20 protein-coding genes are annotated in these 22,453 nt (G+C 65.6%); 8 read left to right on the top strand and 12 right to left on the bottom strand.

All coding sequences use genetic code 11. The annotated features are described in order from the left end of the window. The first annotated feature begins 83 nt into the window (after nucleotides 1–83). Nucleotides 84–2,084, top strand: coding sequence for a GMC family oxidoreductase N-terminal domain-containing protein (locus SALA_RS01465; RefSeq protein ID WP_011540608.1), 2,001 nt, complete (start codon nucleotides 84–86; stop codon nucleotides 2,082–2,084). A gap of 304 nt (nucleotides 2,085–2,388) precedes the next feature. On the opposite strand, the gene SALA_RS01455 is transcribed toward SALA_RS01465, so the two are convergent. The 5 genes from SALA_RS01455 to SALA_RS17555 all read right to left on the bottom strand — a co-directional run bounded on the left by SALA_RS01455 (nucleotide 2,389) and on the right by SALA_RS17555 (nucleotide 8,971). Next, a complete protein-coding gene (locus SALA_RS01455) occupies nucleotides 2,389–3,768 on the bottom strand; it encodes an L-serine ammonia-lyase (RefSeq protein ID WP_011540606.1) in 1,380 nt (459 codons plus the stop codon). A gap of 169 nt (nucleotides 3,769–3,937) precedes the next feature. After that, complete coding sequence (locus tag SALA_RS01450; RefSeq protein WP_041382955.1) at nucleotides 3,938–4,552, bottom strand: superoxide dismutase; 615 nt, start codon at nucleotides 4,550–4,552, stop codon at nucleotides 3,938–3,940. A gap of 199 nt (nucleotides 4,553–4,751) precedes the next feature. Further along, nucleotides 4,752–6,404, bottom strand: a complete 1,653-nt coding sequence (locus tag SALA_RS01445) for a cisplatin damage response ATP-dependent DNA ligase (protein WP_011540604.1) — start codon at nucleotides 6,402–6,404, stop codon at nucleotides 4,752–4,754. Further along, nucleotides 6,401–7,414 (bottom strand): ligase-associated DNA damage response exonuclease, encoded by a 1,014-nt coding sequence (locus SALA_RS01440; protein ID WP_011540603.1) that lies wholly within the window; start codon nucleotides 7,412–7,414, stop codon nucleotides 6,401–6,403. Before SALA_RS01440 ends, SALA_RS01445 begins: the two co-directional genes overlap by 4 nt. A gap of 12 nt (nucleotides 7,415–7,426) precedes the next feature. Continuing rightward, nucleotides 7,427–8,971 carry a sensor histidine kinase gene (locus SALA_RS17555; RefSeq protein ID WP_011540602.1) on the bottom strand — a complete coding sequence of 515 codons (1,545 nt, stop codon included), beginning with the start codon at nucleotides 8,969–8,971 and terminating at the stop codon, nucleotides 7,427–7,429. A 183-nt stretch (nucleotides 8,972–9,154) separates the two neighbouring features. Between SALA_RS17555 and SALA_RS01430 the strand changes: the two genes are divergently transcribed. Continuing rightward, a complete protein-coding gene (locus SALA_RS01430; protein WP_011540601.1) occupies nucleotides 9,155–9,949 on the top strand; it encodes a response regulator in 795 nt (264 codons plus the stop codon). Nucleotides 9,950–9,957: 8 nt separating this feature from the next. On the opposite strand, the gene SALA_RS01425 is transcribed toward SALA_RS01430, so the two are convergent. Together SALA_RS01425 and SALA_RS16365 are read right to left on the bottom strand one after the other, a co-directional pair. Then, nucleotides 9,958–10,593, bottom strand: coding sequence for a sigma-70 family RNA polymerase sigma factor (locus SALA_RS01425; RefSeq protein WP_011540600.1), 636 nt, complete (start codon nucleotides 10,591–10,593; stop codon nucleotides 9,958–9,960). A 43-nt stretch (nucleotides 10,594–10,636) separates the two neighbouring features. Next, nucleotides 10,637–11,062 carry a BLUF domain-containing protein gene (locus tag SALA_RS16365; protein WP_011540599.1) on the bottom strand — a complete coding sequence of 142 codons (426 nt, stop codon included), beginning with the start codon at nucleotides 11,060–11,062 and terminating at the stop codon, nucleotides 10,637–10,639. A 152-nt stretch (nucleotides 11,063–11,214) separates the two neighbouring features. Between SALA_RS16365 and SALA_RS01415 the strand changes: the two genes are divergently transcribed. From SALA_RS01415 to SALA_RS01400, 4 genes are all read left to right on the top strand, one after another. Next, nucleotides 11,215–11,472: a NepR family anti-sigma factor gene (locus SALA_RS01415; RefSeq protein ID WP_041382953.1), complete on the top strand. Its 258-nt coding sequence runs from the start codon at nucleotides 11,215–11,217 to the stop codon at nucleotides 11,470–11,472. After that, on the top strand, nucleotides 11,472–12,107 hold the full coding sequence (locus SALA_RS01410; RefSeq protein WP_011540598.1) for a sigma-70 family RNA polymerase sigma factor: 636 nt from the start codon (nucleotides 11,472–11,474) through the stop codon (nucleotides 12,105–12,107). Before SALA_RS01415 ends, SALA_RS01410 begins: the two co-directional genes overlap by 1 nt. 112 nt (nucleotides 12,108–12,219) lie before the next feature. Beyond that, nucleotides 12,220–13,395, top strand: a complete 1,176-nt coding sequence (locus SALA_RS01405) for a PQQ-dependent sugar dehydrogenase (protein WP_041382950.1) — start codon at nucleotides 12,220–12,222, stop codon at nucleotides 13,393–13,395. Between the two features lie 10 nt (nucleotides 13,396–13,405). Further along, nucleotides 13,406–14,155, top strand: coding sequence for an esterase/lipase family protein (locus SALA_RS01400; RefSeq protein ID WP_011540596.1), 750 nt, complete (start codon nucleotides 13,406–13,408; stop codon nucleotides 14,153–14,155). Nucleotides 14,156–14,353: 198 nt separating this feature from the next. On the opposite strand, the gene fabF is transcribed toward SALA_RS01400, so the two are convergent. The 5 genes from fabF to SALA_RS01370 all read right to left on the bottom strand — a co-directional run bounded on the left by fabF (nucleotide 14,354) and on the right by SALA_RS01370 (nucleotide 19,515). Continuing rightward, the gene (gene fabF / locus SALA_RS01395) at nucleotides 14,354–15,613 is read right to left on the bottom strand and encodes a beta-ketoacyl-ACP synthase II (RefSeq protein WP_011540595.1); all 1,260 of its coding nucleotides are present in this window, start codon (nucleotides 15,611–15,613) and stop codon (nucleotides 14,354–14,356) included. Nucleotides 15,614–15,780: 167 nt separating this feature from the next. Next, the gene (locus SALA_RS01390; protein ID WP_003039428.1) at nucleotides 15,781–16,017 is read right to left on the bottom strand and encodes an acyl carrier protein; all 237 of its coding nucleotides are present in this window, start codon (nucleotides 16,015–16,017) and stop codon (nucleotides 15,781–15,783) included. A gap of 234 nt (nucleotides 16,018–16,251) precedes the next feature. Further along, nucleotides 16,252–17,997 (bottom strand): tetratricopeptide repeat protein, encoded by a 1,746-nt coding sequence (locus SALA_RS01385; RefSeq protein WP_011540594.1) that lies wholly within the window; start codon nucleotides 17,995–17,997, stop codon nucleotides 16,252–16,254. Nucleotides 17,998–18,525: 528 nt separating this feature from the next. Continuing rightward, entirely contained in the window at nucleotides 18,526–18,924 is a 399-nt protein-coding gene (locus SALA_RS01375) for a VOC family protein (protein ID WP_011540592.1), read from the bottom strand. Between the two features lie 78 nt (nucleotides 18,925–19,002). Next, nucleotides 19,003–19,515: a DUF3617 domain-containing protein gene (locus tag SALA_RS01370; protein WP_041382944.1), complete on the bottom strand. Its 513-nt coding sequence runs from the start codon at nucleotides 19,513–19,515 to the stop codon at nucleotides 19,003–19,005. A gap of 83 nt (nucleotides 19,516–19,598) precedes the next feature. Between SALA_RS01370 and uvrB the strand changes: the two genes are divergently transcribed. Then, on the top strand, nucleotides 19,599–21,785 hold the full coding sequence (gene uvrB, locus SALA_RS01365) for an excinuclease ABC subunit UvrB (RefSeq protein ID WP_011540590.1): 2,187 nt from the start codon (nucleotides 19,599–19,601) through the stop codon (nucleotides 21,783–21,785). A 203-nt stretch (nucleotides 21,786–21,988) separates the two neighbouring features. After that, nucleotides 21,989–22,450 carry a hypothetical protein gene (locus SALA_RS01360; RefSeq protein ID WP_153802609.1) on the top strand — a complete coding sequence of 154 codons (462 nt, stop codon included), beginning with the start codon at nucleotides 21,989–21,991 and terminating at the stop codon, nucleotides 22,448–22,450. The last annotated feature ends 3 nt before the right edge of the window (nucleotides 22,451–22,453 follow it).

Here is a 22,453-nt window from a genome sequence, read left to right as displayed (position 1 = left end):
GTCCGATACAATCGTCTTGCACCGACAGGCGATAGACGGGCATCGACGTTGCAAGGGCAGCGGCGTCAAAGGGGGCAGCGACGATGACGGCAACATTCAGTCCGGGGCAGCTCAAGTTCCTGAAGGCGCTGACCGAGGCCTTGTTCGACGGCGCGGCGATGGCGATCACGCCCGATCAGGTCGTCGCCAATATCGCCGAGCTGTTCGGCAAGGTCGGCGGCACCAAATTGGACGAGATGCGCGTCTCGCTCATCGCCACCGAAATCGCGCTCGGACCGCTGTTCGCCGAGGTCGATGTCGCGGCGCGCGTCGAGCGGATCGCCGACCGGCTGCGCGACAGCCGCATCGACCTGTTCCAGGACATGGGGCGGCTGCGCGGCATCGTCTATGCCTGCTATTACGGCCACTGGCTGCCGGGCGATCAGGACGCCAACGTCGCCAACCCGGTCCACCGCCAGATCGGTTTCGCGCTCCCCCGGTTCCGCGCGCGCGGGCCGGGCGACGTCCCCATCACGCCCGTGCAGGGCCGCGAGATCGACCCCGCGCATATATTGACCGCCGATAGTCTCGACGATGAATATGACGTGATTGTCGTCGGTTCGGGCGCGGGCGGCGCGGTCGCGGGCTATAATATCGCGGCGCAGGGCTATCGGGTGCTGATCGTCGAGGCGGGGCCCTTCTACCCCAGCCACGCGATCACCCACCACGAACTCGACATGATCGCGAATCTTTACAAGCATGGCGCGGTGCAGACGACGACCAACCGCGATTTCGTCGTTTTCCAGGGGCGGTGCGTCGGCGGATCGTCGACGATCAACAACGGCATCTGCCTGCGCGTCAACGAGCCCGGCCGCACCCACCCCGACGCAGAGGATGTGCTCGCCAAATGGGCGACCATCGGCGCGCCGATCGACCCCGCGGCCTTTCACGCCAGCTATGACGCGGTGCAGGCGATGCTCGGCATCGCGCGCATCGAATCCCGCAGCGGACGGCACAACGGCCCGCACCTCATCAATGGCTGGCGCGCCTATGCCAACGCCTCGTCCGATCCCAAAGACAAGCGCGCGATCGCCGACTGGTTCGACAAGAATTTCGGCCCGCCGAACACCCCGAATGCCTGCGCCTATTGCGGCTATTGCAATTCGGGCTGCGCCTATGGCCGCCGCATGGGCGTCGCGCAGACCTATCTGCCCCAGGCGTGCCGCGATCATGGCGCGCGCATCCTGCCGCGCACCAAGGTCCAGCAGATCCTCTGGCAGACCGCGATCGACGGGCGACGCGAGGCCGAGGCGGTCAGGCTCGTCCTGCCCGACGGAGCGAACCGCCTCGTCCGCGCGCGCGTCGGCGTCGTTGTCGCCGCGGGCACGATCGCCTCGTCGAAACTGCTGGCACGCAGCGACATTGACGGCACGGGTTATCAGGTGTCGCTGAACGTCGCCTCGCCCGTCGTCGCGCTGATGCCGCCGGGCGTCGGCGGCGATGCGTGGGACGAGGACCAGATGTCGAGCTATGTCGATTGCGGCGACTTTCTGCTCGAAAGCCATTTCCAGCCGCCGATGTCGATGGCCTCGCTGATGCCCGGCTGGTTCGCCGATCACGCCGACCGCATGAAGAATTACGGTCGCGTCCATTCGGCGGGCATTCTTTTTCCCGCCGACCGGCGTGGGCAGATCGTCGACGGCAAGCTCCGGTTCCGGCTCGATTCAACCGACGACCTGCCGCTGCTCCGCCGCGCGATGGCGACGCTGACCAAGGTGCATTTCGCCGCCGGGGCGATCGAATGCTATCCCGCGCTGGCGAAAGGACAGACGGTGACGCCGGATATGGACATCGACGCCTTTTTCGAGGCGGCGATTCGCGAACAGGACGATGTAACTCTGTCGAGCAGCCACCCGCACGGCGGCAATGCGATGAACGAGGATTCGCAGCACGGCGTCGTCGACCTGGATTGCCGCGTCCACGGCACCACAAATGTGCTCGTCACCGACGCCAGCGTCTTTCCCAGCTGCATCCGCGTCAACGCCCAATGGACCACGATGGCAATGGCGCATTATGCGACGGCGCGCGGCGATCCCTTCCGGTGAAGCAGGCCATCGGCGCCAGGCTGTATCATCAGGATTGAAGCGCGAGACGGAGCCGACCTGTCGCGAGGCGGGGCGCGAGGAGGGAGCGATGCTTTTCCATCGTCACCGATGTCGTCCAGCGCGCCGCGCCCGGCGCGTCGCGTCGCGTCGCTTCTCGATCAAACATCTGTCCCCCGGCAAAAGCCGGGAGGCAGCTTTGCCTTGTCCCGAAGGGATAAGCGCCGATCTGATCCGAGGTCCATGACTGCGGCGCCGCCATGGATCCCGGATCAAGTCCGGGATGACGATGAAGCAAAGGCGGGGTTCAACACTCCACCACGCTGACCGCCAGCCCGCCCTTCGACGTTTCCTTATATTTGTCGCGCATGTCGCGGCCCGTTTGCAGCATCGTCGCGATCACCGTGTCGAGGCTGACGACATGCGTGCCGTCGCCGATCATCGCGATGCGGCTGGCGTCGATCGCCTTGATCGCGCCCATCGCGTTGCGCTCGATGCAAGGGATCTGGACGAGGCCGCCGATGGGATCGCAGGTGAGGCCGAGGTTATGTTCCATGCCGATCTCGGCAGCATTTTCGACCTGCGCGTTGGTGCCGCCCAAGGCCGCCGTCAGCCCCGCCGCCGCCATCGAGCAGGCGACGCCGACCTCACCCTGACAGCCGACCTCGGCGCCCGAGATGCTGGCGTTGCGTTTATAGAGCGCGCCGACCGCGCCCGCGGCGAGCAGGAAAGTGCGTACGCCCGCGGCGTCGCCGCGATAACTGCGTTTATAGTAGCGGATCACCGCGGGGATGATCCCCGCCGCGCCGTTGGTGGGCGCAGTGACGACCTTGCCGCCCGCGGCATTTTCCTCATTCACCGCCATCGCCCACAGGTTGATCCAGTCCATCATCGCCATCGGGTCCGACAAATTGGCCTCATGCCGTTCGCGGATGTCGGCGGCGATCTGCGGCGCGCGGCGCTTGACCTTGAGCCCGCCGGGCAAGGTGCCAGTGCTGCAACATCCGGCGTCGATCGAGGCGTCCATCGCGGCGGCGATGGCGTCGAGTCCGGCATTCACCTCGTCCAGGCTGCGATGCACCAGTTCATTTTCGAGCATCATCTCGGCAAAGCTCTTGCCCGACACGGCGCCCATGGCGAGCAGGTCGGCGCCCGAGGTGAAGGCGTAAGGCAGTTCCACCTCATCCTCGGCGCCGCGGCTGTTGCGTCCCGCCTCGTCCTCGTCGACGACAAAGCCGCCGCCGATCGAGAAATACATGCGCTTGGCCAGGATTTCGCCATCGCCGTCGCGCGCGGTGAAGCTGACGGCATTGCTGTGGAACGGCTGGCGCTGCTTCATCTGGAAATGAAGGTCGCGTTGCGGCTGGAAGCGAACGCGCTGACGACCGAGCAGATAGATGAAACCCTCGCTGGCCGCGCGCTCCCAATGCGCCTTGATCGCGGCGAGGCTGGTCGAGGCGGGGATTTCGCCCGCAAGCCCCGCGACGATCGCGGTGTCGGCGGCGTGGCCCTTCCCCGTCAGCGCAAGCGAGCCGTAGAGATCAGCCTCGACATGCACGGTCCTGACGAGCAGCGCCTGCTCGTCGAGCCAGACGGTGAAGCGCCGCGCCGCGACCATCGGGCCGACGGTATGCGAGCTGGAGGGACCGACACCGATTTTGAACAGTTCGAACAGGCTGATCGTCATGGCAGCGCCTATAGGGGGATCGCGGTCATCGGGATAGGGCTGCCGTTCGGGGCCGACGGCTTCCGTCGCCGTCATCGCGAGGAGCGAAGCGACGTGGCAATCTCCTGCTTTGTGCCTTTCGCGGGGCTTCGAGCTGGAGATTGCTTCGCTTCGCTCGCGACGCCGCTCGTTACGACGGATAGGTCCAGCTGCCCTCGCGGGCGTAATTTTCCGCAGCGAAATCCCAGTTGAGCAGTTCGTCGACCACCGCGTCGACATAGGCGGGGCGCAGATTTTTGCGATCGATGTAATAGGCATGTTCCCACACGTCGATCACCAGCAGCGGCTTGATGCCCGCGACCAGTTCGGTGCCCGCGTCGTGCGTGTCGGTGACCGACAGCGTGCCGTCACGGGCGATGAGCCACGCCCAGCCCGACGCGAAATGGTTGACCGCGGTGTCCTTCAGTTTTTTCTTGAGTTCGCCCAGCGAACCGAAATCGCGTTCGATCGCGGCGAGCAGGTCGCCCGCCGGTTCGGTCTTCGTCGGGTTCAAGCTGTTCCAGTAAAAGGCGTGGTTCCACGACTGCGCGCTGTTGTTGAACAGGCCCTTGTTGCCCGACCCTTCGGCATGGTGGATGATTTCCTCGAGGCTCTTGTCCGCAAGCTCGGTGCCTTCGATGGCGGCGTTGACCTTGTCGACATAGGCCTTGTGATGCTTGCCATGGTGCGTCGCCAGCGTGTCGGCCGAGATATGCGGCGCGAGCGCGTCCTGGGCGTATGGGAGGGGAGGATGGGCGATCGTCATGGCAGTCTCCATTTTGTTTTGAGGGGTTTGCGGCCTCTAACTCGGTATCGGGACACGGGGTTGCAACCCCGTGACGGGGAAATTTCCGCAAGTCCCGTCATTGCGAGGAGCAAAGCGACGAAGCAATCTCCAGCCATCGACGCCGCGCCACAACGGTGGCTGGGGATTGCTTCGCTCCGCTCGCAATGACGAAGGGCAATCAGGTCACCATCGCCCGCAAGGTCGCGATCCGGTCGGCCTCTTCCGCGGGCTTGTCGCGGCGGATGCGCGAAATGCGCGGGAAACGCATGGCGAGCCCTGATTTGTGGCGCTTGCTGCTGTGGATCGAATCGAAGGCGACTTCGAGCACGAGCGACTTTTCGACTTCGCGCACCGGCCCGAAACGGTTCAGCGTGTGTTCGCGCACGAACTTGTCGAGCCATTTCAGCTCTTCGTCGGTAAAGCCCGAATAGGCCTTGCCCACCGGCAGCAATTCGCCCGCGTCGGACCAGCAGCCGAAGGTATAGTCCGAATAGAAGCTCGCGCGCCGCCCGTTACCGCGCTGCGCATACATCATCACGCAATCGGCGGTGAGCGGGTCGCGTTTCCATTTATACCAGAGTCCCGCGCGGCGGCCCGCGACATAGGGTGCGTCGCGGCGCTTGAGCATCACCCCCTCGATCGCGGCATCGCGCGCGCCCGCGCGGCGTTCGGCGAGGTCGTCGAAATCGGCCGCCTCGATCAGTTGCGACAGGTCGAAATGGCTGCTGGCGAGGCGCGGCACGAACGCCTCCAGCCGCCGCCGTCGTTCGGTCCATGGCAGAGGGCGCAGGTCGTCGCCATCAACCGCCAACAGGTCATAGACGCGCACGAAGGCCGGATAGTCGGCGAGCATCTTCTTCGAAACGGTCTTGCGGCCGAGGCGTTGTTGCAACGCGTTGAAGCTTGCCGCTTCCCCGCCCTGCACCTCGCCACGCACGAGCAATTCGCCATCGATCACCGCATCCTGATCGAACGCCGCGATCAGTTCGGGGAAAGCGGCGCCGATTTCCTCACCGCCGCGGCTGTAGATGCGCGTTTCGCCGCCGCCGCGCACGATCTGGACGCGGATGCCGTCCCATTTCCATTCGGCGGCATAGTCGGCAAGATCGACGCTTTCCTCCTCCAGCGGATGCGCGAGCATGAAGGGGCGGAAAAAGGCGACATCGGCAAGGTCGGGGCGCTCAGCGCGCCCCTCGCCCCATGCAAAGAGTGGCGCATAGGGCGGCGGGATCGCGTGCCACAGCTCCTCGACATCGTCGACAGGCACGTCGAAGGCCTGCGCAAACGCCTGTTTGGCGAGCCGCGCCGACACGCCGACGCGCATCCCGCCGAGCGCGAGCTTGAGCAGCGCATAACGCCCATCGGCGTCGAGCCGGTCGAGCAGATCGGCGAGGATAGCGGGCGCATCGCTGCGGCTTGCCGCCGCCAGCGCGTCGACGGCTTGGGTGACAGTTAAGCCCCTCCCCTTCAGGGGAGGGGTTTGGGGTGGGGGCTCGACACCTTGTGCAAGGCCGATGGCCCCCACCCCCAGCCCCTCCCCTGAAGGGGAGGGCTGAAAAGGTTCAGGCCACAGCAGCGCTGCCGTCTCGGCCGTGTCGCCCACAAAATGGCGCGACAGCCGGAACAATTGCTCATCGACCCGCGTCGCCAGCAATGCACGCACCATCCCCGCCTTCACCGCCGGAAAGTCGAGGCTCTCGGTCAGCGCCGCGATCGCCCAGCCACGATCGGGGTCGGGCGTGCACCTCAGATAATCGGCAATCAGCGCCAGCTTGCTGTTGCGCGAGCGCGTGTAGATCAGCCGGTCGATCAGGGCGGCAAGCGCCTTCACGCCTCTTCCTCCAGATCGCGACCGACGAGGTGCAGCGCGCGCGCCTGACGCTGATGCAATTCGCACCAGCGCAGCAAACCGTCCTCGCTGCCGTGGGTGATCCATGTCTCCTTGGGGTTCACCTCAGCAATCGTCGTCGTCAGTTCGTCCCAGTCGGCGTGGTCCGAGATGACGAGCGGCAGTTCGACCATCCGCTGCCGCGCGCGCTGGCGCACGCGCATCCAGCCCGACGCCATCGCGGTCAACGGATCGGGCAAGCGCCGCGACCAGCGGTCGTTGAGGGCGGCGGGCGGCGCGACGACGATCTGCCCCGCCATGTCGGCCCTGTCGGTTTCCGAGACGAGCCGAAGTTCGCCGAGATCGACGCCGTGCACCGCATAAAGCGTGCACATCTTCTCGAGCGCGCCGTGGATATAGATGGGCGCATCCCATCCCGCGCCGCGCAGTTCGGCGATCAGGCGCTGTGCCTTGCCGAGCGCATAGGCGCCGACGAGGACGCAGCGGTCGGGTTCGGCGCGCACCGCGTCGATCAGCTTGGCGATCTCGCCCTGTGTCGGCGGATGGCGGAACACCGGCAGGCCGAAGGTCGCCTCGGTGATGAAGATGTCGCACGGCACCACCTCGAACGCCGCGCAGGTGGGGTCGGCGCGGCGCTTGTAATCGCCGGTGACGACGATCCGTTCGCCCCGATATTCCATCAATATCTGTGCGCTGCCGAGCACATGCCCCGCGGGATGGAAGGAAAAACGCACGCCGCCGCGCTCGAACCCCTCGCCATAGGCGAACCCCCGGTTATGGCTCGCCGCAACGTCGACGCCATAGCGCAGCGCCATGATCGCCAACGTCTCGGGGGTCGCGAACACCGCACCGTGGCCGCTGCGCGCATGATCGGCATGACCGTGCGTCACCGCGGCGCGGGGGACAGGGCGCGACGGGTCAATCCACAGGTCGGCGGGCTTCACATAGATGCCGCCCGGATGCGGCTCGATCCACGTCGTCGCCCTTGCCATCGGCCGCCGCGCTCAGGCCTCGCGCCACCGTGCGGGGAGCGTGATGTCGACGATCAGGCCACCCGGCTCCCAGCGCCGCGCGATCGTTCCGCCAAGGTTGTTCCTGACGCTGCGCTCCATGAGCAAGGTGCCAAAGCTCGTTCGTTCGGGCGGCGTGATTTCGCGGTCGGCGCCGCTTTCGGCCCAGGTCAGGCGAAAGCGGCGATCGTCGGCGCCTTCGTCGTCCTGCGTCCAGCGGACCTCGACCTGCCCGCGTTCACCCGACAGCGCGCCGTGCTTGGCGGCATTGGTCGCCAGCTCGTTGAACAGCAGCGCCATCGCCACCAGCGCATTTTCGGGAAGCAACAGATCGGGCCCCGACCAGTGAATGCGCGGAAAGCTCGCCTCCACCTCGCGCAGGAGGGCGTGCATCGACCCGGTCATGAAATTGGCGCCGAGCAGGACATTCTGGGCGCGGTTCAGCGCGTCGAGGCGGCTGCTGATCCGTTCGACATAATCGTCGACGTCGCGCGCGGCGTGGCGGGTGAGCGAGATGATCGCGCCGACCGTCGCGAACAGGTTGCGCATCCGGTGATGCAGCTCGCGCATCAGCAGATTGGCATTTTCCTGGCGGCTTTTCTGTTCGGTGATGTCCATGCTGACCCCGGTCAGGATCGCGTCGTCGGTCCTGACGTCCCAGTCGGCGTGAACCGCGATCCAGCGGACGCCGCGTTCGGGATGCTGGATGCGATATTCGGTCGCATAATGCCCGCCATGCGCGACCGATTCGCCCAGCACGCCGCGCACGGCCTCGCGGTCGTCGGGGTGGAGGCGGTCGAAAAAGCCGTCGATATGCGCCAGCGCGGTCGCATAATCGGCGCCCCACAGCTCGGCCACCGCACCGCTCCAGTGGATCGCGCCGGTGCGCGCGTCGTAGCGCCAGGTCGCGATGCCCGAAAAATCGAGCGCCTGCTCCAGCATTCGCCGCGCCTCGTCGCGCTCGCCGACGATCCGGCGCAGATCGGCCTCCGCCATCACCAGCGCGGCGAAATCCTGAAGCCGCTCGACCTCGCGAAAGCTGAGCGCCGGGCGCGGCTTGCGGTCGATGATGCAGAGCGTCCCGAGGATCGCGCCATTATAGGCGAAGAGCGGCACGCCGCCATAAAAGCGGATGTACGGCTCGCCCGTGACGAGCGGGTTGTCCTGAAAACGCGGGTCGCTGGCGGCATCGCCGACAATGAGCGGCTGTTCGTCCTCGACGACATGTTTGCAAAAGCTGATGTCGCGCGGCGTTTCCGGAACGTCGAGCCCGTGCGCCGACTTGAACCATTGGCGGCAGTCATCGACGAGCGAAATGAGCGCGATCGGCGCGTCGAACAGGTCGGCGACCAGCTTGGTCACGCGATCGAATGCCGCTTCGGCACCGGTATCGAGCAGATGATATTCGCGCAGCGTTTCAACGCGTCGCCGTTCGCGCTCCGTCCGTCCGTCCCTGGTCAGCGGCAAATCCCGTCCCCCGCGCGTCGCCGATGTGGCCCGCGCCGCATCGTTCATTTCCCCAGGGGGCCGCTCTGCCATGAACTTGGTCCTAAAAAAACAATCTTGCCGCCCGGCGTGCGAAACAGCGCCATTTCACCGGCTTGCCCACCGTAACGGCGCGTCCCGGCTGACTCTACGCATCACTATGCGACGGGTTGCACCTTCGGCCAGGGAACCGAACGGCGGCGAGGGCGTATCCCTGTCTCGAAGGGAGGCGATTTGATGGCATTGGGCGACGAAATCCGCGGGCATCTTCCCTATCTGCGCCGCTATGCGCGCGCGCTGACGGGCAGCCAGCAGCATGGCGACAATTTCGTCCACGCACTGCTGGAGGTGATCGTCGCGGCACCCGACGAGTTCCGCAGCGGCGCCGGCAGCCGCATCGACCTTTATCGCGGTTTTCACCGCATCTGGGAAAGCGCCTATATCGACGATGGCGAAGGCAGCGACGACGCCGAAAACCCGCTCGTCCGCGCGGCGCACCAGCGACTTCGGCAGATGACGCCGCTCGGTCGCCAGATATTGCTGCTCACCGCGCTCGAAGGCTTTTCGGTCGAGGAAGCGGGACAGATCACGGGCACCGACACGGCGACGGTCGAAACGCTGCTTGCCGACGCGGTCGCCGACCTCGACCGCGAATCGCGCACCTCGGTGCTCATCATCGAGGACGAGCCGCTGATCGCGATGGAACTCGAACAGATCGTCCGCAGCCTGGGGCACGAGATCGCGGGAATCGCGACGACGCACGAGGATGCGGTTGCGGCGTTCGAGGACACCGATGCCGGGCTGGTGCTTGCCGACATCCAGCTCGCCGACGGATCATCGGGGATCGACGCGGTGCAGGACATATTGGCGCGCGCGCCGGTTCCCGCCATCTTCATCACCGCCTTTCCCGAACGGCTGCTCACCGGCGGACGGGTCGAGCCGACCTTCCTCATCTCCAAGCCATTCCGCGAAAATACGGTGCGCGCGGCGATCAGCCAGAGCCTGCTCTTCACGCCGCAGCTCGCGGCATAGACAGTGCTTTAATCAGGGGTCGACGCGCCGCCGGTCAGTTCATCGACATGGTCCATGATCGCGCGGAAGGCTTCGTGCGACGGCTGTTCATCGGTGCTTCGCCGCGGCATCTCGCCGCTTTCCAATATCGTTTGCAAGGCCGCGCGCCCGCGCGAGACGCGGCTTTTCATCGTGCCGATCGCGCAGCCGCAGATCGCCGCGGCTTCCTCGTAGCTAAGCTGTCCCGCGCCGATCAGGATCAGCGCCTCACGCTGGTCGACGGGCAGCATGAGCAACGCGCGCTGGACATCGGCGAGGTGCAGGCTGTCGTCCTGATCGTCGGGAGCGACGAGCAGGCGTTCGGCGGCGAGTTCATCATATTCGGCGGTGAACTTCTTGCGCCGCATCTGCGACAGGAAACAGTTGCGAAGGATGACGAAGGCCCAGCTTTTCATGCTCGACGGCCCCGGCACATATTGCGCGCGCGCCTTCCACGCCTTCAGCATCGTTTCCTGCACCAGATCGTCGGCCAGGTCGGCGTTGCCGCACAGGCTGCGGCCAAAGGCGCGCAGGTGCGGCAGCATCGCCGCCAGTTCCTGCTTGAAGCTGGCGTCGTCGAGCGGTTGGGGCGTTACGGTGCTGATAACAAGGCCTTTGTCTGGCAACCCGGTCCTCGCGGGCGCACGACCGGCTTAGCGCGCTGGCGCGTCATTGCAAGGGCGCCTGACCGCCTGCCGACGGCGATCGCCGACCGAGCGCGACGAAATTGCCGAGCATCCGCTCGAACTCGGGATCGAGCCGACCGTTCGCCGCCAGCCGCGCAAACTCCACCTCTTGCCCCTGGAAACCGGGTTCATAGAGCATCGTCCAGTCGGCAAATTCGCGCCTCTCGATCGCGCGGCGCCGGATTTCGATCATGCCGCTGTGCCGCCTGTCCTCACGGATCGCGGCGAGGCACGCATCGACGCGATCGGCAGGCCCTTCGAGCAGCTGCATGAAATTATGCCCGTTATAGATGAGCGCGCCGGTCAGCGCGTCGCGCGCGTTGTTGCGGCGCGCGGTCACCAATATGGCGTCGATGTCGGCGGGGGAAAGCAGCGGGTCGGCGACGCTGACATAGATTACGGAAAGCAAGTGGTCACGCTCCAGTCGTGCGGTCGCAAGGACCGCTACCGTATGACCCCTCACATCCGCCTGATTAGGGCCGGTGTGGCTTCTTGGCAACGCATTCGTCGCAAAAAACAACTTTGCGGGGAACCCGGCGCGCTTTTCCTCGTTGCTCTCGCATGGCTACGCAAGGCAACAAAGGAACGAATGGCACGGGGCCCCCGCCGCCGCCCGATGCCGATGCTCCGCGCCGTGCGCAGGGAAGCTTCCCCGGCACGCACGGCGACGAATGGCATCGCACGCTGACCGGGCGACAGGCGCCCGAGCCGGTGAGCGCCAAGCTGCGCATGATCTATGGCAATATCGTCGCCGAACAATTGCCCGACCGGATGCTCGACCTGCTCGCGCAGCTCGATCAGACCAGCCCGAAATCATAATGACCGCCCCCACCGCCGCTGCCTCGCAGCCGCAGGCCGACGCGCTCTCGGACAGCGAATTCAAGGCTTTGCTTGCCGGGGTCATTCCCCATCTGCGCGCCTATGGCCGCAGCCTGTCGGGAAACCCCGACCTCGCCGACGATCTGACGCAGGACACGATGGTCAAGGCCTGGGCGTCGCGCGACCGGTTCGAGCGCGGAACGTCGATCAAGGCGTGGACCTTCGTGATCCTGCGCAACACCTTTCTGTCGCAGATGCGCCGCAACAAGTTCGTCGGCGAATATGACGAAACCGCGGTCGAGCGCACCATATCGACCCCCGCAAGCCAGGAAGAGAGCGGCGAGATGGCCGACGTGCAACGCGGCCTGATGGAATTGCCACAGGATCAGCGCGAGGCGCTGATCCTCGTCGGCGCGGGCGGCATGTCGTACGAGGAGGCTGCGAGCATCTGTGATTGCGCGCTCGGCACGATGAAAAGCCGCGTGTCACGCGCCCGCGCCGCGCTCGAGGAGATCATGGCGCGTGGCCGGTTCAGCCAGAAGCGCGCCGACGCGCCCCCGGCGAGCGAAGCCGTCGATGCCATCATGGACAGCGTCGAGGAAATCGCCGCGCGGCGCGAGGCGGCGAACCGTTGAAATTGTCGTCGCCCCCGCGAAGACGGGGGCGACGGATGGTTTCACGCCCCTCGACAACCGACACCGCCCGCGTCACAACAACACCTCTTCCCCAGCCAAGCGAGATTTTCCGATGAAAAATCTTCCCCCCTTCGCTCTCGCCGCCGCGCTCGCCGTGGCCGCCTGTTCGGCGCCCGCGGCCACCGAAGCCGCCCCCGCCGACACCGCCGCGCTCGACGCGTCCGGGGAACATCCCGCCGTCCCGCTCGCCGACGCACCTTTCAGGGTGCAGGAGATCGCGAGCTTCGACGAGCCCTGGGCGATGACCTTCCTTCCCGGCACACGCGCCGCGCTCGTCACGGAAAAGGCCGGCAAGCTCAAACTGTGGCAAGAGAGTGGCCCGACGCTCGACGTCACGGGCGTTCCCGCGGTCGCCTATGGCGGCCAGGGCGGCCTCGGCGACGTCATCGTCGCGCCCGATTTCGCGACCAGTGGCACGATTTACCTGAGCTGGGCGGAGGCGGGCAGCGGGGGCACCTTCGGCGCCGTCGTCGGCCGCGCCAAGCTGGTCCAGGGCGCCGCGCCGCGCCTTGAGGGGCTGGAGGTCATCTGGAAACAGACGCCCAAGGTGACAGGCCGCGGTCATTATTCGCACCGCCTCGCCTTCTCTCCCGACGGCAGATATCTTTTCATCGGCTCGGGCGAACGCCAGAAGTTCGACCCGGCGCAGGACATGACGGGCAATCTCGGGAAGATCGTCCGCCTGAACCCCGACGGCAGCATTCCCGCCGACAACCCCTTTGCCGGTGAAGGCGGCGTCACCGCGCAAATCTGGTCGCTCGGCCACCGTAACATCCTGGGCCTCGCCTTCGACGATTCCGGGCGGCTGTGGAACCAGGAAATGGGCCCGCGCCACGGCGACGAGGTCAATCTGGTCGAGGCAAAGGCCAATTACGGCTATCCGATCGTGTCGAACGGCGACCATTATGACGGCCGCGACATCCCCGACCACCCGACGCGCCCGGAGTTTGCGGCGCCAAAGCTGTGGTGGAACCCCGCCGTGTCCCCCGCCGGCCTCGCCTATTATGGCGGCGACCTTTATCCCGGCTGGAAGAACAGCCTGTTGATGGGCGCGCTGTCGGGCGAGGGGCTGGTGCAGATGCGGATCGACGGCACGGCGCTGCACAAGGCGGGGCGCTGGGACTTCGGCACGCGCATCCGCGAGGTCGAGGTGCGCGAGGACGGCACCGTCTGGCTGCTCACCGACGGCGACGACGGCAGGCTGGTGAAGCTGGTTCCGAAACGATAAGAGCCGCCGCATGATCCGCGGTTTCCTTACCCGGCGCGCCGAATGGCCCGCGCATGTCCCCGATCCCGACGCGCCGCCGCCGCTCATGCTGCTGTGGCGCGAGATGGGATCGCTCGCGCGCGCAATCGGCGGGCGCATCCGCCCGCTGCCCCCCGAACCCAACCCCGACAGCGACTATCCGCCGGTGATGGTGCTCCCCGGTTTCCTGTCGGGTGACTGGGCGACCAAGGCCCTGCGCGCCGACCTCCGCCGCGCGGGCTTCCGCTGTTATGCGTGGGGCCTCGGCTTCAACCGCGGCGCGACCCCCGACATCATCGAACGGATCGACGGGCGCGTGCAATGGATCATCGACCGCACCGGCTTCGCCCCCGCGCTGGTGGGGTGGAGCCTTGGCGGCATTTACGCGCGCGAATATGCCAAGCGCCACCCCGACAAGGTCGCGCGCGTCGTCACGCTGGGTTCGCCTTTCTCGGGCAGCCGACGCGCCAACCGCGCGTGGCGGCTCTATCACCTCATCGCGCGCCACCCGGTCGACAATCCGCCGATCGACTTTCACCCGGCGCCGCGTCCCGAAATGCCGACCTTCGCGCTCTGGTCAAAGCATGACGGCGTCGTCGCGGTGAACAGCGCGCGCGGGCTGCCGCACGAGAGCGATCGCGCGGTCGAGGTCGATTGCAGCCATATGGGCTTTGCCTATGCCCCCAATTCGGTCGCCGCGATCGTCCGGGCGCTGACCGAAGAGGTGGCGCCGTCGGAGTGATCGCCGTGCCGCCGCGGGCAGCGGAGACGTTGGCAGCGGCGGAAACGACGGGCGGCGCCGGGACATCGTTCCAGATCCGCCTCGCCGCAGTCATGTGAAACCTGGAGCGGCGTGCCCCGCCGGCAAACCGGTCACGCTTCACCCGTCGGAGCATTCGCGACGACTGCTTCCCACCGCAGGCCGCCGCGAAGGAGACGATCAGTCGATCGCCTTGACGATCAGGCTGGCGTTGGTGCCGCCGAAACCAAAGCTGTTGTTGAGCGCCGCGCGCACCTTGCGCCTTTTCGCGACCTTGGGAACCAGGTCGGCACCCTCGGTCCCTTCGTCGGGGTTGTCGAGGTTGAGCGTCGGGGGCACGATCTGGTCGCGGATCGCGAGGATGCAGAAGATCGTCTCGACCGCGCCCGCGCCGCCGAGCAGGTGGCCGATCGCCGATTTGGTGGAACTCATCGACACATTGGCCATCGCATCGCCGAACAGCCGCTTCACCGCGCCAAGCTCGATCGTGTCAGCCATCGTCGAGGTGCCGTGCGCGTTGATATAGTCGATGTCGGCGGGGGTCATGCCCGCCTTTTTGAGCGCCGCCTGCATCGAGCGGAAGGCGCCGTCCATTTCGGGATCGGGCGCGGTGACGTGATAGGCGTCGCCCGACAGGCCGTAACCGACGACTTCGGCGTAGATTTTGGCGCCCCGCGCCTTGGCATGTTCATATTCCTCGAGCACGACGACGCCGGCGCCCTCGCCCATCACGAAACCGTCGCGGTCCCTGTCATAGGGGCGGCTCGCCTGTTCGGGGCGGTCGTTGAAGCGCATGTTGAGCGCGCGCGCCTGTGCGAAGCCGGCGATGCCGATCGGGCAGATCGTCGCCTCGGCGCCGCCCGCGAGCATGATGTCGGCATCGTCGTCCTTGATCATCCGCGCCGCGTCGCCGATCGAATGCGCGCCGGTCGAACAGGCGGTGACGACCGCGTGGTTGGGGCCCTTGAGCCCATATTTGATGCTGACCTGGCCCGAAATCAGGTTGATCAGGCGACCGTGGACGAAGTGTGGACTGACGCGGCCCGGCCCCTTTTCGGCGAGCAGCAGGCTTTCGCTCTCGATGCCCGGCAGCCCGCCGATGCCCGAACCGATCGAGCAGCCCGCGCGCACCTTCTGTTCCTCGGTCAGCTCGGTCAGCCCCGCATCCTCGAGCGCCTGGCCCGCCGCATCGATGCCATAGATGATGAAGGGATCGACCTGCCGCTGCACCTTGTGATCGACGCGCTTCATCGGGTCGAAGCCATATTCATGGTCGGCGGGCTTCACCTCGCACGCGATGGTGCATTTCTGGTCCGATGCGTCGAATTTCGTGATCGGACCCGCACCCGATTTGCCCGCGATCAGATTTTTCCAGCTGGTTTCGACGTCGCCGCCCAGCGGCGTCACCAAACCCAAACCCGTCACCACAACCCGGCGCATAATCTTTCCTTTCGTCGACCCTGCCCCCGCAGGTGTCCGCATTCATCCATCAATCGCCTGCCCAAGAAAAAGGCTTCCCGGTCACAGGGCGCGGGGCCATGGACCGGGAAGCCGGAAACGCTTGGACGGCGTCGCCGCCGCATCCGGCCATGCCGGATCGGACCGCCTTAGCCCTTGTTCGCTTCGATATAGTCGATCGCATCCTTGACGGTGGCGATCTTTTCCGCCGCATCGTCGGGGATTTCGACGCCGAACTCTTCCTCGAACGCCATCACCAGTTCGACGATGTCGAGGCTGTCGGCGCCCAGATCGTCGATGAAGCTCGCTTCCTCGGTGACCTTGTCGGCTTCGACGCCCAGATGTTCGACGACGATCTTTTTAACCTTTTCGGCCGAATCGCTCATGCACAGTTCCTTTTTCTGACCTGTTCGTGAATGTTGGAGATTGCCCTAGTGTCCATGGGCGGGGCTGGCAAGAGGGCTGGCATGAGCCATGCGCCGAAGCGTCCTGTCGTCCCTGTTCGCACTGCCCGAAAGCCGGGCGCGCCCCTTTCTGCCCCTCTGGCGCCCGTCGCAAAAATAGGCGCCGCCGCCCCGGCGCGCAAGACCGGGCACCGCGAATAATCGGCGCGCGGCGGTTCAGCCCGCCGGAGGGCCGACGACGCCGGATTCGCGCAGCGCCGCCGACGCACGCGCGATCACCGCCGGAGTGATCAGGAAACGGCCGAGCACCTGTTCGGGCGGCGCATCGGCGGGCTGGCGCGTATAGGCGAGCAGGCGGCGCCACAATGCGCGCGCCGCGTCGACCTCGCCCTGTCGCGCCAGCACGACCGACCGCACCATCAGATATTGCGGCTCGAGGTTGGTCGGCGACGGCATTCGATCGAGGATCGCCTGCGCCTGCGCCTGTTCGCCGCGCTGCGACAGGATGAAAGCCAGCGTCACCGCAGGCACGCCGGGATTGGAAGGGTCGAGCGCCAGCGAACGGCGCAGCAGTTCCTCGCCCTCATCCGCATGGTCGCACGCCAGCTTGAACAGACCGAGGAAGCCGGCCATGTCGGCATCATAGGGGTTGAGCGCTCGCGCGCTGTCGCCCATCGCAATGCCCGCCGCACAGTCGCCCGCGTAAAAGTTCGCGCGCGCCATCGCGAACTGCCCGACCGAGGAATCGGGATCTTCGCGATAGGCACGCAGCGCCAGCGCGCGCGCCTCGGCAAAGGCTTCGCGGCCTGCGGGCGTCCCGCGCTGCGGCTGCCAGTCGCCGAACCGCACGAGCGACAGCGCGGCAAGCGCGACCGGATCGCGCGGGTCGGCCTTGATCATCGCGCGCAGACAGCTGACGACCCGCTTGGCCGTGGCCGCGTCGCGCATCTGGCGCAACCGGTTGAACTGCGCGAGGCAGGGATAGCCCGGCGCATAATTATCGGGCTGGCGCCGGATCTGGTCGCGCACGATCACGCCATAATCGCCCGCAAGCTGCGCGATGACGGGCTCGACAGCGGTGAACTCCGGCGTGTCGAAATGGTCCAGCCGCAATTGCTGCGACCAGATCGCGCGCTGGTCGGCGACGCGGTTGAGCACCAGCGTCACGTCGACGACCCCGTCGACCGTGCGGACGAGCGAGGTGTCGAGCCGGTAGTCGGCAGGGCGTGGAGCTGCGCCGCCCGCCGTGTGCGCGGCGAGCAGTTCGATCAGGTCAAAGCGCCGCAGCCCGTCGCGCAGTCTGCCGTCGAGCGCGCGCGCGAGCGCGCGCGATTCAGGCAGATTGCCTGAATCCGGGGCGCTGATCTCGAGCAAGGGTTCGGGAACGGCATCGCGCGCGAGCAGGCGCGGCGCTTCGCCGCGCAGCGCCCAGAGCGCGAGCAACGCGAGCGCCAGAAGCAGCAGGGCGACGATCCACCGGCCGAACCGGCCGCCGCCCGGCCTGGCGACCGCCGGCGGCACCGCATCGCCGCCAGCCGCTGCGGCTGCGGCCTTGACGTCATCGTCGCCGTCCGGTCCCTCGGCCGCGCGCGCGGCGGGAGGTGACGAGCGATGCTGGACGACCACCTCGTAGCTGCCCTGCGGCACGCGCAGCCGGTGGACCCACGCGGTTTCGGAATAATAGCGGTCGAGCAGCGTCCGCAGCCGGCCGACCATCACGCGCGGATAGCTGTCGACCGCGGGGTCGAAATCCTCGCTCCGCCCCAGCGCCTCGGTCGCGATCGCATAGGCCTTGGGCGCGCTGCGCCCGCCGCGCAGCCGGTGTTCGACAAGGAATTGCAGCAACCGCGACAACACCGGCGAGCGCGTGAACATGGGCGATTCGAGCAGGCGCTGAAGCTCATCGGCGATGATCCGGTCGACCTCGTCGGGGTCCATTTCGTTCGTTTTCGCCTGGTCCATGCTACCCTCAAATGCCCGCGGCGGGCGATACGGTAGATACGCCAATCGTCCGGCGCGCCCACCCATTGTAACGCCTTCGTAACGGTAACAAGCCGGCCAATCGTCATATCAGATGTCGAACGCCGCGCCAATGCGCGACCGAAAAAGGCGAAAGCGGGTTAAGAAAGGGTTATCAAAAGGCGACACGCCGACATGTGACCCCTTGTAACTGCCCCGAAACGGGATTTCTGTCATTCTTTGCACCGCTGCATCGCGCTTTTGCCGATGCGCTGTGAGGCCCAAGGCGAATGGTGCGAGCTGGTCCCTGGCACCCTTCGACACCCCTCGGACCTCATTCCAAGACTTCGCCGGGCGGCTCGACAGCCCCACCTGTTCTCCGCCCGGCAAGTCGATCCTTTTCATCGCAATCGAACGGCGCACAGCGAAGCGTGTCCGCGACACGCCACCGCGGAACGGATCGGACTTGTCCTGCGCAATCCCTTTCGCGGTCCCCTCACGCCGCGCCGCCGCCGGCCCGGCCCGCCGCGGTCAGGCGGGCCCGATCCGGAAGGCGCAAAGCTTGTTGCCGTCGAGGTCGCGGAAATAGGCGCCGTAAAACGCCTGCTCGCCCTCGTCGCCGCGCACGCCCGGCGCGCCTTCGCATGTACCGCCCAGTTCGAGCGCCTTGGCGTGAAGCGAATCGACCTTGGCACGGCTATCGACGACAATCGCCGCCATATGCCCGTTGCCGCGATGCGCGGGCTGGCCGTCATATGGCCGCGTCACCGCGATCCCCGGCTGTCCCCAGCCGGTCGCATAGAGGGTAAACCCGTTGTCTTCGTCCGACATGCGCATCAATTCGCTGGCGCCGATCGTCCCGAGCAGCGCGGCGTAAAATTCGCGCGCACGGTCAAGATCGTTGGTGCCCATCGTCACATAGCCCAGCATTACACGCTCCCTTCTCATCCAACCGACAAGGGCGCCAGCATGGCTGACGCCCCCATCATCCGGCAATTACCCGGGGTTTCAGGTTGTAGCCGGTGCCTTGCACGGGCCGGTGTGCGTGCTCGTCATCTGCATCACCATTTCCATGTCGCCGCCGGTCGGCACCTTGCCCCTGGTCGTGATCGTCACGTCGGACCTTTTCGCTTCCATCGTGCCGTTCATCGCCATTTCGACCGTCTGGCCGTTGGCGGTGCAGGTGCCCGCGACGTCGATCTTGCCGCCCGCGACATCCTTTTTCGACCAGGTGCATTCGCCGCCATTGCCCGGCCCCTTGGCGAGTTCGGCGGCGATATCTTCCTTGTCGACCTGTTCCTGCGTGAAGCACTGGTCCATGCCGCTGGCACCCTCGACCATCCTGGTCATGCCATCCTTCATTTCGGGCGGCATCCCCGGAATCTCGAACTTCACCAGCTTGACCTCGGTTTTCCAGTTGCCCGCCTCGCGCTTCACCGTGCCGCCGGCATTCTCCGCCTTGCCGCAACCCGACAGCGCCAGAAGCGTGCCGAGGGCCGCAATCGTCATCACCTTCTTCATCGCCTGTCTCCTCAAGACTCGCCGCTTCCGCTTTCTCGTCATTGCGATTGTGGACCCGCTCCATCGATACCATATTGGCGGCAATGGCAATCCAGATTCGCACCTCGCTCGACGAAATCGACACCGCCGAAGGCTATGTGCCGCACCGCCCCGCCCGGCCCGACAAGGTCGAAGGCGGCAAGCGATTCGAACTGGTTAGCGACTATGAACCTGCGGGCGATCAGCCGACAGCGATCAGGGAACTGGTCGAAACCGCGCGCACGGGCGAACGCGACCAGGTGCTGCTCGGTGTCACCGGATCGGGCAAGACCTTCACCATGGCCAAGGTGATCGAGGAGTTGCAGCGCCCCGCGCTGATCCTCGCGCCCAACAAGATCCTTGCTGCGCAGCTCTATGGCGAGTTCAAGAGCTTCTTTCCGAACAATGCCGTCGAGTATTTCGTCAGCTATTACGACTATTACCAGCCCGAAGCCTATGTGCCGCGTTCGGACACCTATATCGAGAAGGAGTCGAGCGTAAACGAGGCGATCGACCGGATGCGCCATTCGGCGACGCGCGCGCTGCTCGAACGCGACGATGTCATCATCGTCGCCTCGGTGAGCTGCCTCTATGGCATCGGGTCGGTCGAAACCTACTCCGCGATGATCTTCGACCTCAAGAAAGGCCAGGTCGCCGACAACCGTGAGATCATCCGCAAGCTCGTCGCGCTCCAGTACAAACGCAACGATCAGGCCTTCGCGCGCGGCAATTTCCGCGTGCGCGGCGACAGCCTCGAAATCTTCCCGTCGCACTATGAGGATATGGCGTGGCGCGTCAGCTTTTTCGGCGACGAGATCGAGGAGATCACCGAGTTCGACCCGCTGACCGGCAAGAAGATCGCGAGCCTGAACAGCATCCGCATCTATGCCAACAGCCACTATGTCACGCCCGGCCCGACGCTCAAGCAGGCAACCGAAGCGATCCGCCACGAACTTGCGGAACGGCTCAAGGAGCTGGAGGCCGAGGGGCGCCTGCTCGAAGCGCAGCGGCTCGAACAGCGCACCAATTTCGACCTCGAAATGATCGCCGCGACGGGCAGTTGCGCCGGGATCGAGAATTACAGCCGCTTTCTCACCGGCCGCCTGCCCGGCGAGCCGCCGCCGACCCTGTTCGAATATCTGCCCGACAATGCGCTGCTCTTCGTCGACGAAAGCCACCAGACGATCCCGCAGATCGGCGCAATGTCAAAGGGCGACCATCGCCGCAAGATCACCCTCGCCGAATATGGCTTCCGCCTGCCGAGCTGCATCGACAATAGGCCCTTGCGCTTCGCCGAATGGGACATGATGCGCCCGCAGACGATCAGCGTCTCGGCGACCCCCGGCACCTGGGAGATGGAGCGCACGCAGGGCGTCTTCGCCGAACAGGTGATCCGCCCCACCGGCCTCATCGACCCGCCGGTCGAGATCAGGCCGGTCGAGGAACAGGTCGACGACCTGATCGCCGAAGCGAAAAAGACCGCGGCAGCGGGATACCGCACGCTGGTGACGACTCTGACCAAGCGCATGGCCGAGGATTTGACCGAGTTTCTGCACGAAGCGGGGCTCAAGGTCCGCTACATGCACTCGGACGTCGAAACGCTCGAACGCATCGAGATTATCCGCGACCTCCGGCTCGGCGTGTTCGACGTGCTCGTCGGCATCAACCTGCTCCGCGAAGGGCTCGACATTCCCGAATGCGGGCTCGTCGCGATCCTCGACGCCGACAAGGAGGGCTTTTTGCGCAGCGAAACCAGCCTCGTCCAGACGATCGGCCGCGCCGCGCGCAACGTCGACGGGCGCGTCATCCTCTACGCCGACCGCATCACCGGCAGCATGGAACGCGCGCTGCGCGAAACCGACCGCCGCCGCGAAAAGCAGAAGGCGTATAACGAAGCGCACGGCATCACCCCGACGACGATCAAGCGCAACATCGGCGACATCATCGCGCATGTCGCGTCGAAGGACGGCGTCGTCATCGACATCGGCGAAGACAAGCCCGCGCACATGGTCGGCCACAACCTCCGCGCCTATATCCAGGAACTCGAAAAGAAGATGCGCGATGCCGCCGCCGACCTGGAGTTCGAGGAAGCCGGGCGCCTGCGCGACGAAATCCGCAAGCTGGAGGCCGACGAACTGGGCCTGCCCCCCGACCAACAGGTCGCGCCGCGCGTGGGCCGCAGCAACGAGGGCAAGCCGGGGACGCGCAAGGGCCGCTTCGGGAAGCAGAGCAAGACGAAGTGGGGGCGGTGAAGGATTTTCAATTCTGCGTTCAGTTTTGACGTAGATGAACGTTAAACTTTTTGTTGACGGCGTCCGCCGAATCGCCTATCGCGGCGATCGGAGGTAGACCAATGTCGCAGAACCGTAGCAGAGATGATTTCATTCGTTTCCTTGACTACCTAGGTGAAAAGGGACTTATAGCTCGGGCAACTGCTTCGGCTCGGCGGACGGCCGTGGCAAAGGTGCTGGCGGTGCTGTCTGACGACGAAGCCGAGGACGTCACGAACCTAGACATCGATCACGTGATGGGGCGCTTTGATAATCTCAACCCGCATCAATACACGCCTGACAGTCTTCAAACCTACCGTAGCAGATTAAAGACGGCGCTAGAGGATTTTCGTTCGTATAGCGAGAATCCGGTTAGCTTTCGTCCGAGCGGACAATCTCGGATGCGCCAAAAGGCGAATGGAAACAACGCGAAACCGCAGAAGTCGAAAGCGCCGACCACTCAGACGTCGGCCTCTCCCCCGACAACCTCGTCACTTCCAATGGTCGATCTGCCGAACGTAAATCAGTTGCCTGTGCAGTTGAGACAGAATCTGACGGTCCGGATTTTTGGCCTGCCTTTCGATCTTACGATGCAAGAGGCCCAAAAAATCGCAAACATCGTTTTGGCTCACGCATCGCCGGAATAGTAT

The sequence above is a fragment of the Sphingopyxis alaskensis RB2256 genome, from assembly GCF_000013985.1.
Classification (GTDB): Bacteria; Pseudomonadota; Alphaproteobacteria; order Sphingomonadales; family Sphingomonadaceae; genus Sphingopyxis; species Sphingopyxis alaskensis.
This window is presented reverse-complemented; position numbering and strand designations above follow the sequence as displayed.

Bases quoted from the DNA above. Each gene is read 5' to 3' on its own strand.
- SALA_RS01370 (WP_041382944.1), bottom strand. From the start codon at position 19,515: ATGAAGAAGGTGATGACGATTGCGGCCCTCGGCACGCTTCTGGCGCTG.
- SALA_RS01375 (WP_011540592.1), bottom strand. From the start codon at position 18,924: ATGCTGGGCTATGTGACGATGGGCACCAACGATCTTGACCGTGCGCGC.
- SALA_RS01465 (WP_011540608.1), top strand. From the start codon at position 84: ATGACGGCAACATTCAGTCCGGGGCAGCTCAAGTTCCTGAAGGCGCTG.
- SALA_RS01405 (WP_041382950.1), top strand. From the start codon at position 12,220: ATGAAAAATCTTCCCCCCTTCGCTCTCGCCGCCGCGCTCGCCGTGGCC.
- SALA_RS17555 (WP_011540602.1), bottom strand. From the start codon at position 8,971: ATGGCAGAGCGGCCCCCTGGGGAAATGAACGATGCGGCGCGGGCCACA.
- SALA_RS01410 (WP_011540598.1), top strand. From the start codon at position 11,472: ATGACCGCCCCCACCGCCGCTGCCTCGCAGCCGCAGGCCGACGCGCTC.
- SALA_RS01440 (WP_011540603.1), bottom strand. From the start codon at position 7,414: ATGGCAAGGGCGACGACGTGGATCGAGCCGCATCCGGGCGGCATCTAT.
- SALA_RS01455 (WP_011540606.1), bottom strand. From the start codon at position 3,768: ATGACGATCAGCCTGTTCGAACTGTTCAAAATCGGTGTCGGTCCCTCC.
- SALA_RS01430 (WP_011540601.1), top strand. From the start codon at position 9,155: ATGGCATTGGGCGACGAAATCCGCGGGCATCTTCCCTATCTGCGCCGC.
- SALA_RS01385 (WP_011540594.1), bottom strand. From the start codon at position 17,997: ATGGACCAGGCGAAAACGAACGAAATGGACCCCGACGAGGTCGACCGG.
- SALA_RS01450 (WP_041382955.1), bottom strand. From the start codon at position 4,552: ATGACGATCGCCCATCCTCCCCTCCCATACGCCCAGGACGCGCTCGCG.
- uvrB (WP_011540590.1), top strand. From the start codon at position 19,599: ATGGCAATCCAGATTCGCACCTCGCTCGACGAAATCGACACCGCCGAA.
- SALA_RS01415 (WP_041382953.1), top strand. From the start codon at position 11,215: ATGGCTACGCAAGGCAACAAAGGAACGAATGGCACGGGGCCCCCGCCG.
- fabF (WP_011540595.1), bottom strand. From the start codon at position 15,613: ATGCGCCGGGTTGTGGTGACGGGTTTGGGTTTGGTGACGCCGCTGGGC.
- SALA_RS01400 (WP_011540596.1), top strand. From the start codon at position 13,406: ATGATCCGCGGTTTCCTTACCCGGCGCGCCGAATGGCCCGCGCATGTC.
- SALA_RS01390 (WP_003039428.1), bottom strand. From the start codon at position 16,017: ATGAGCGATTCGGCCGAAAAGGTTAAAAAGATCGTCGTCGAACATCTG.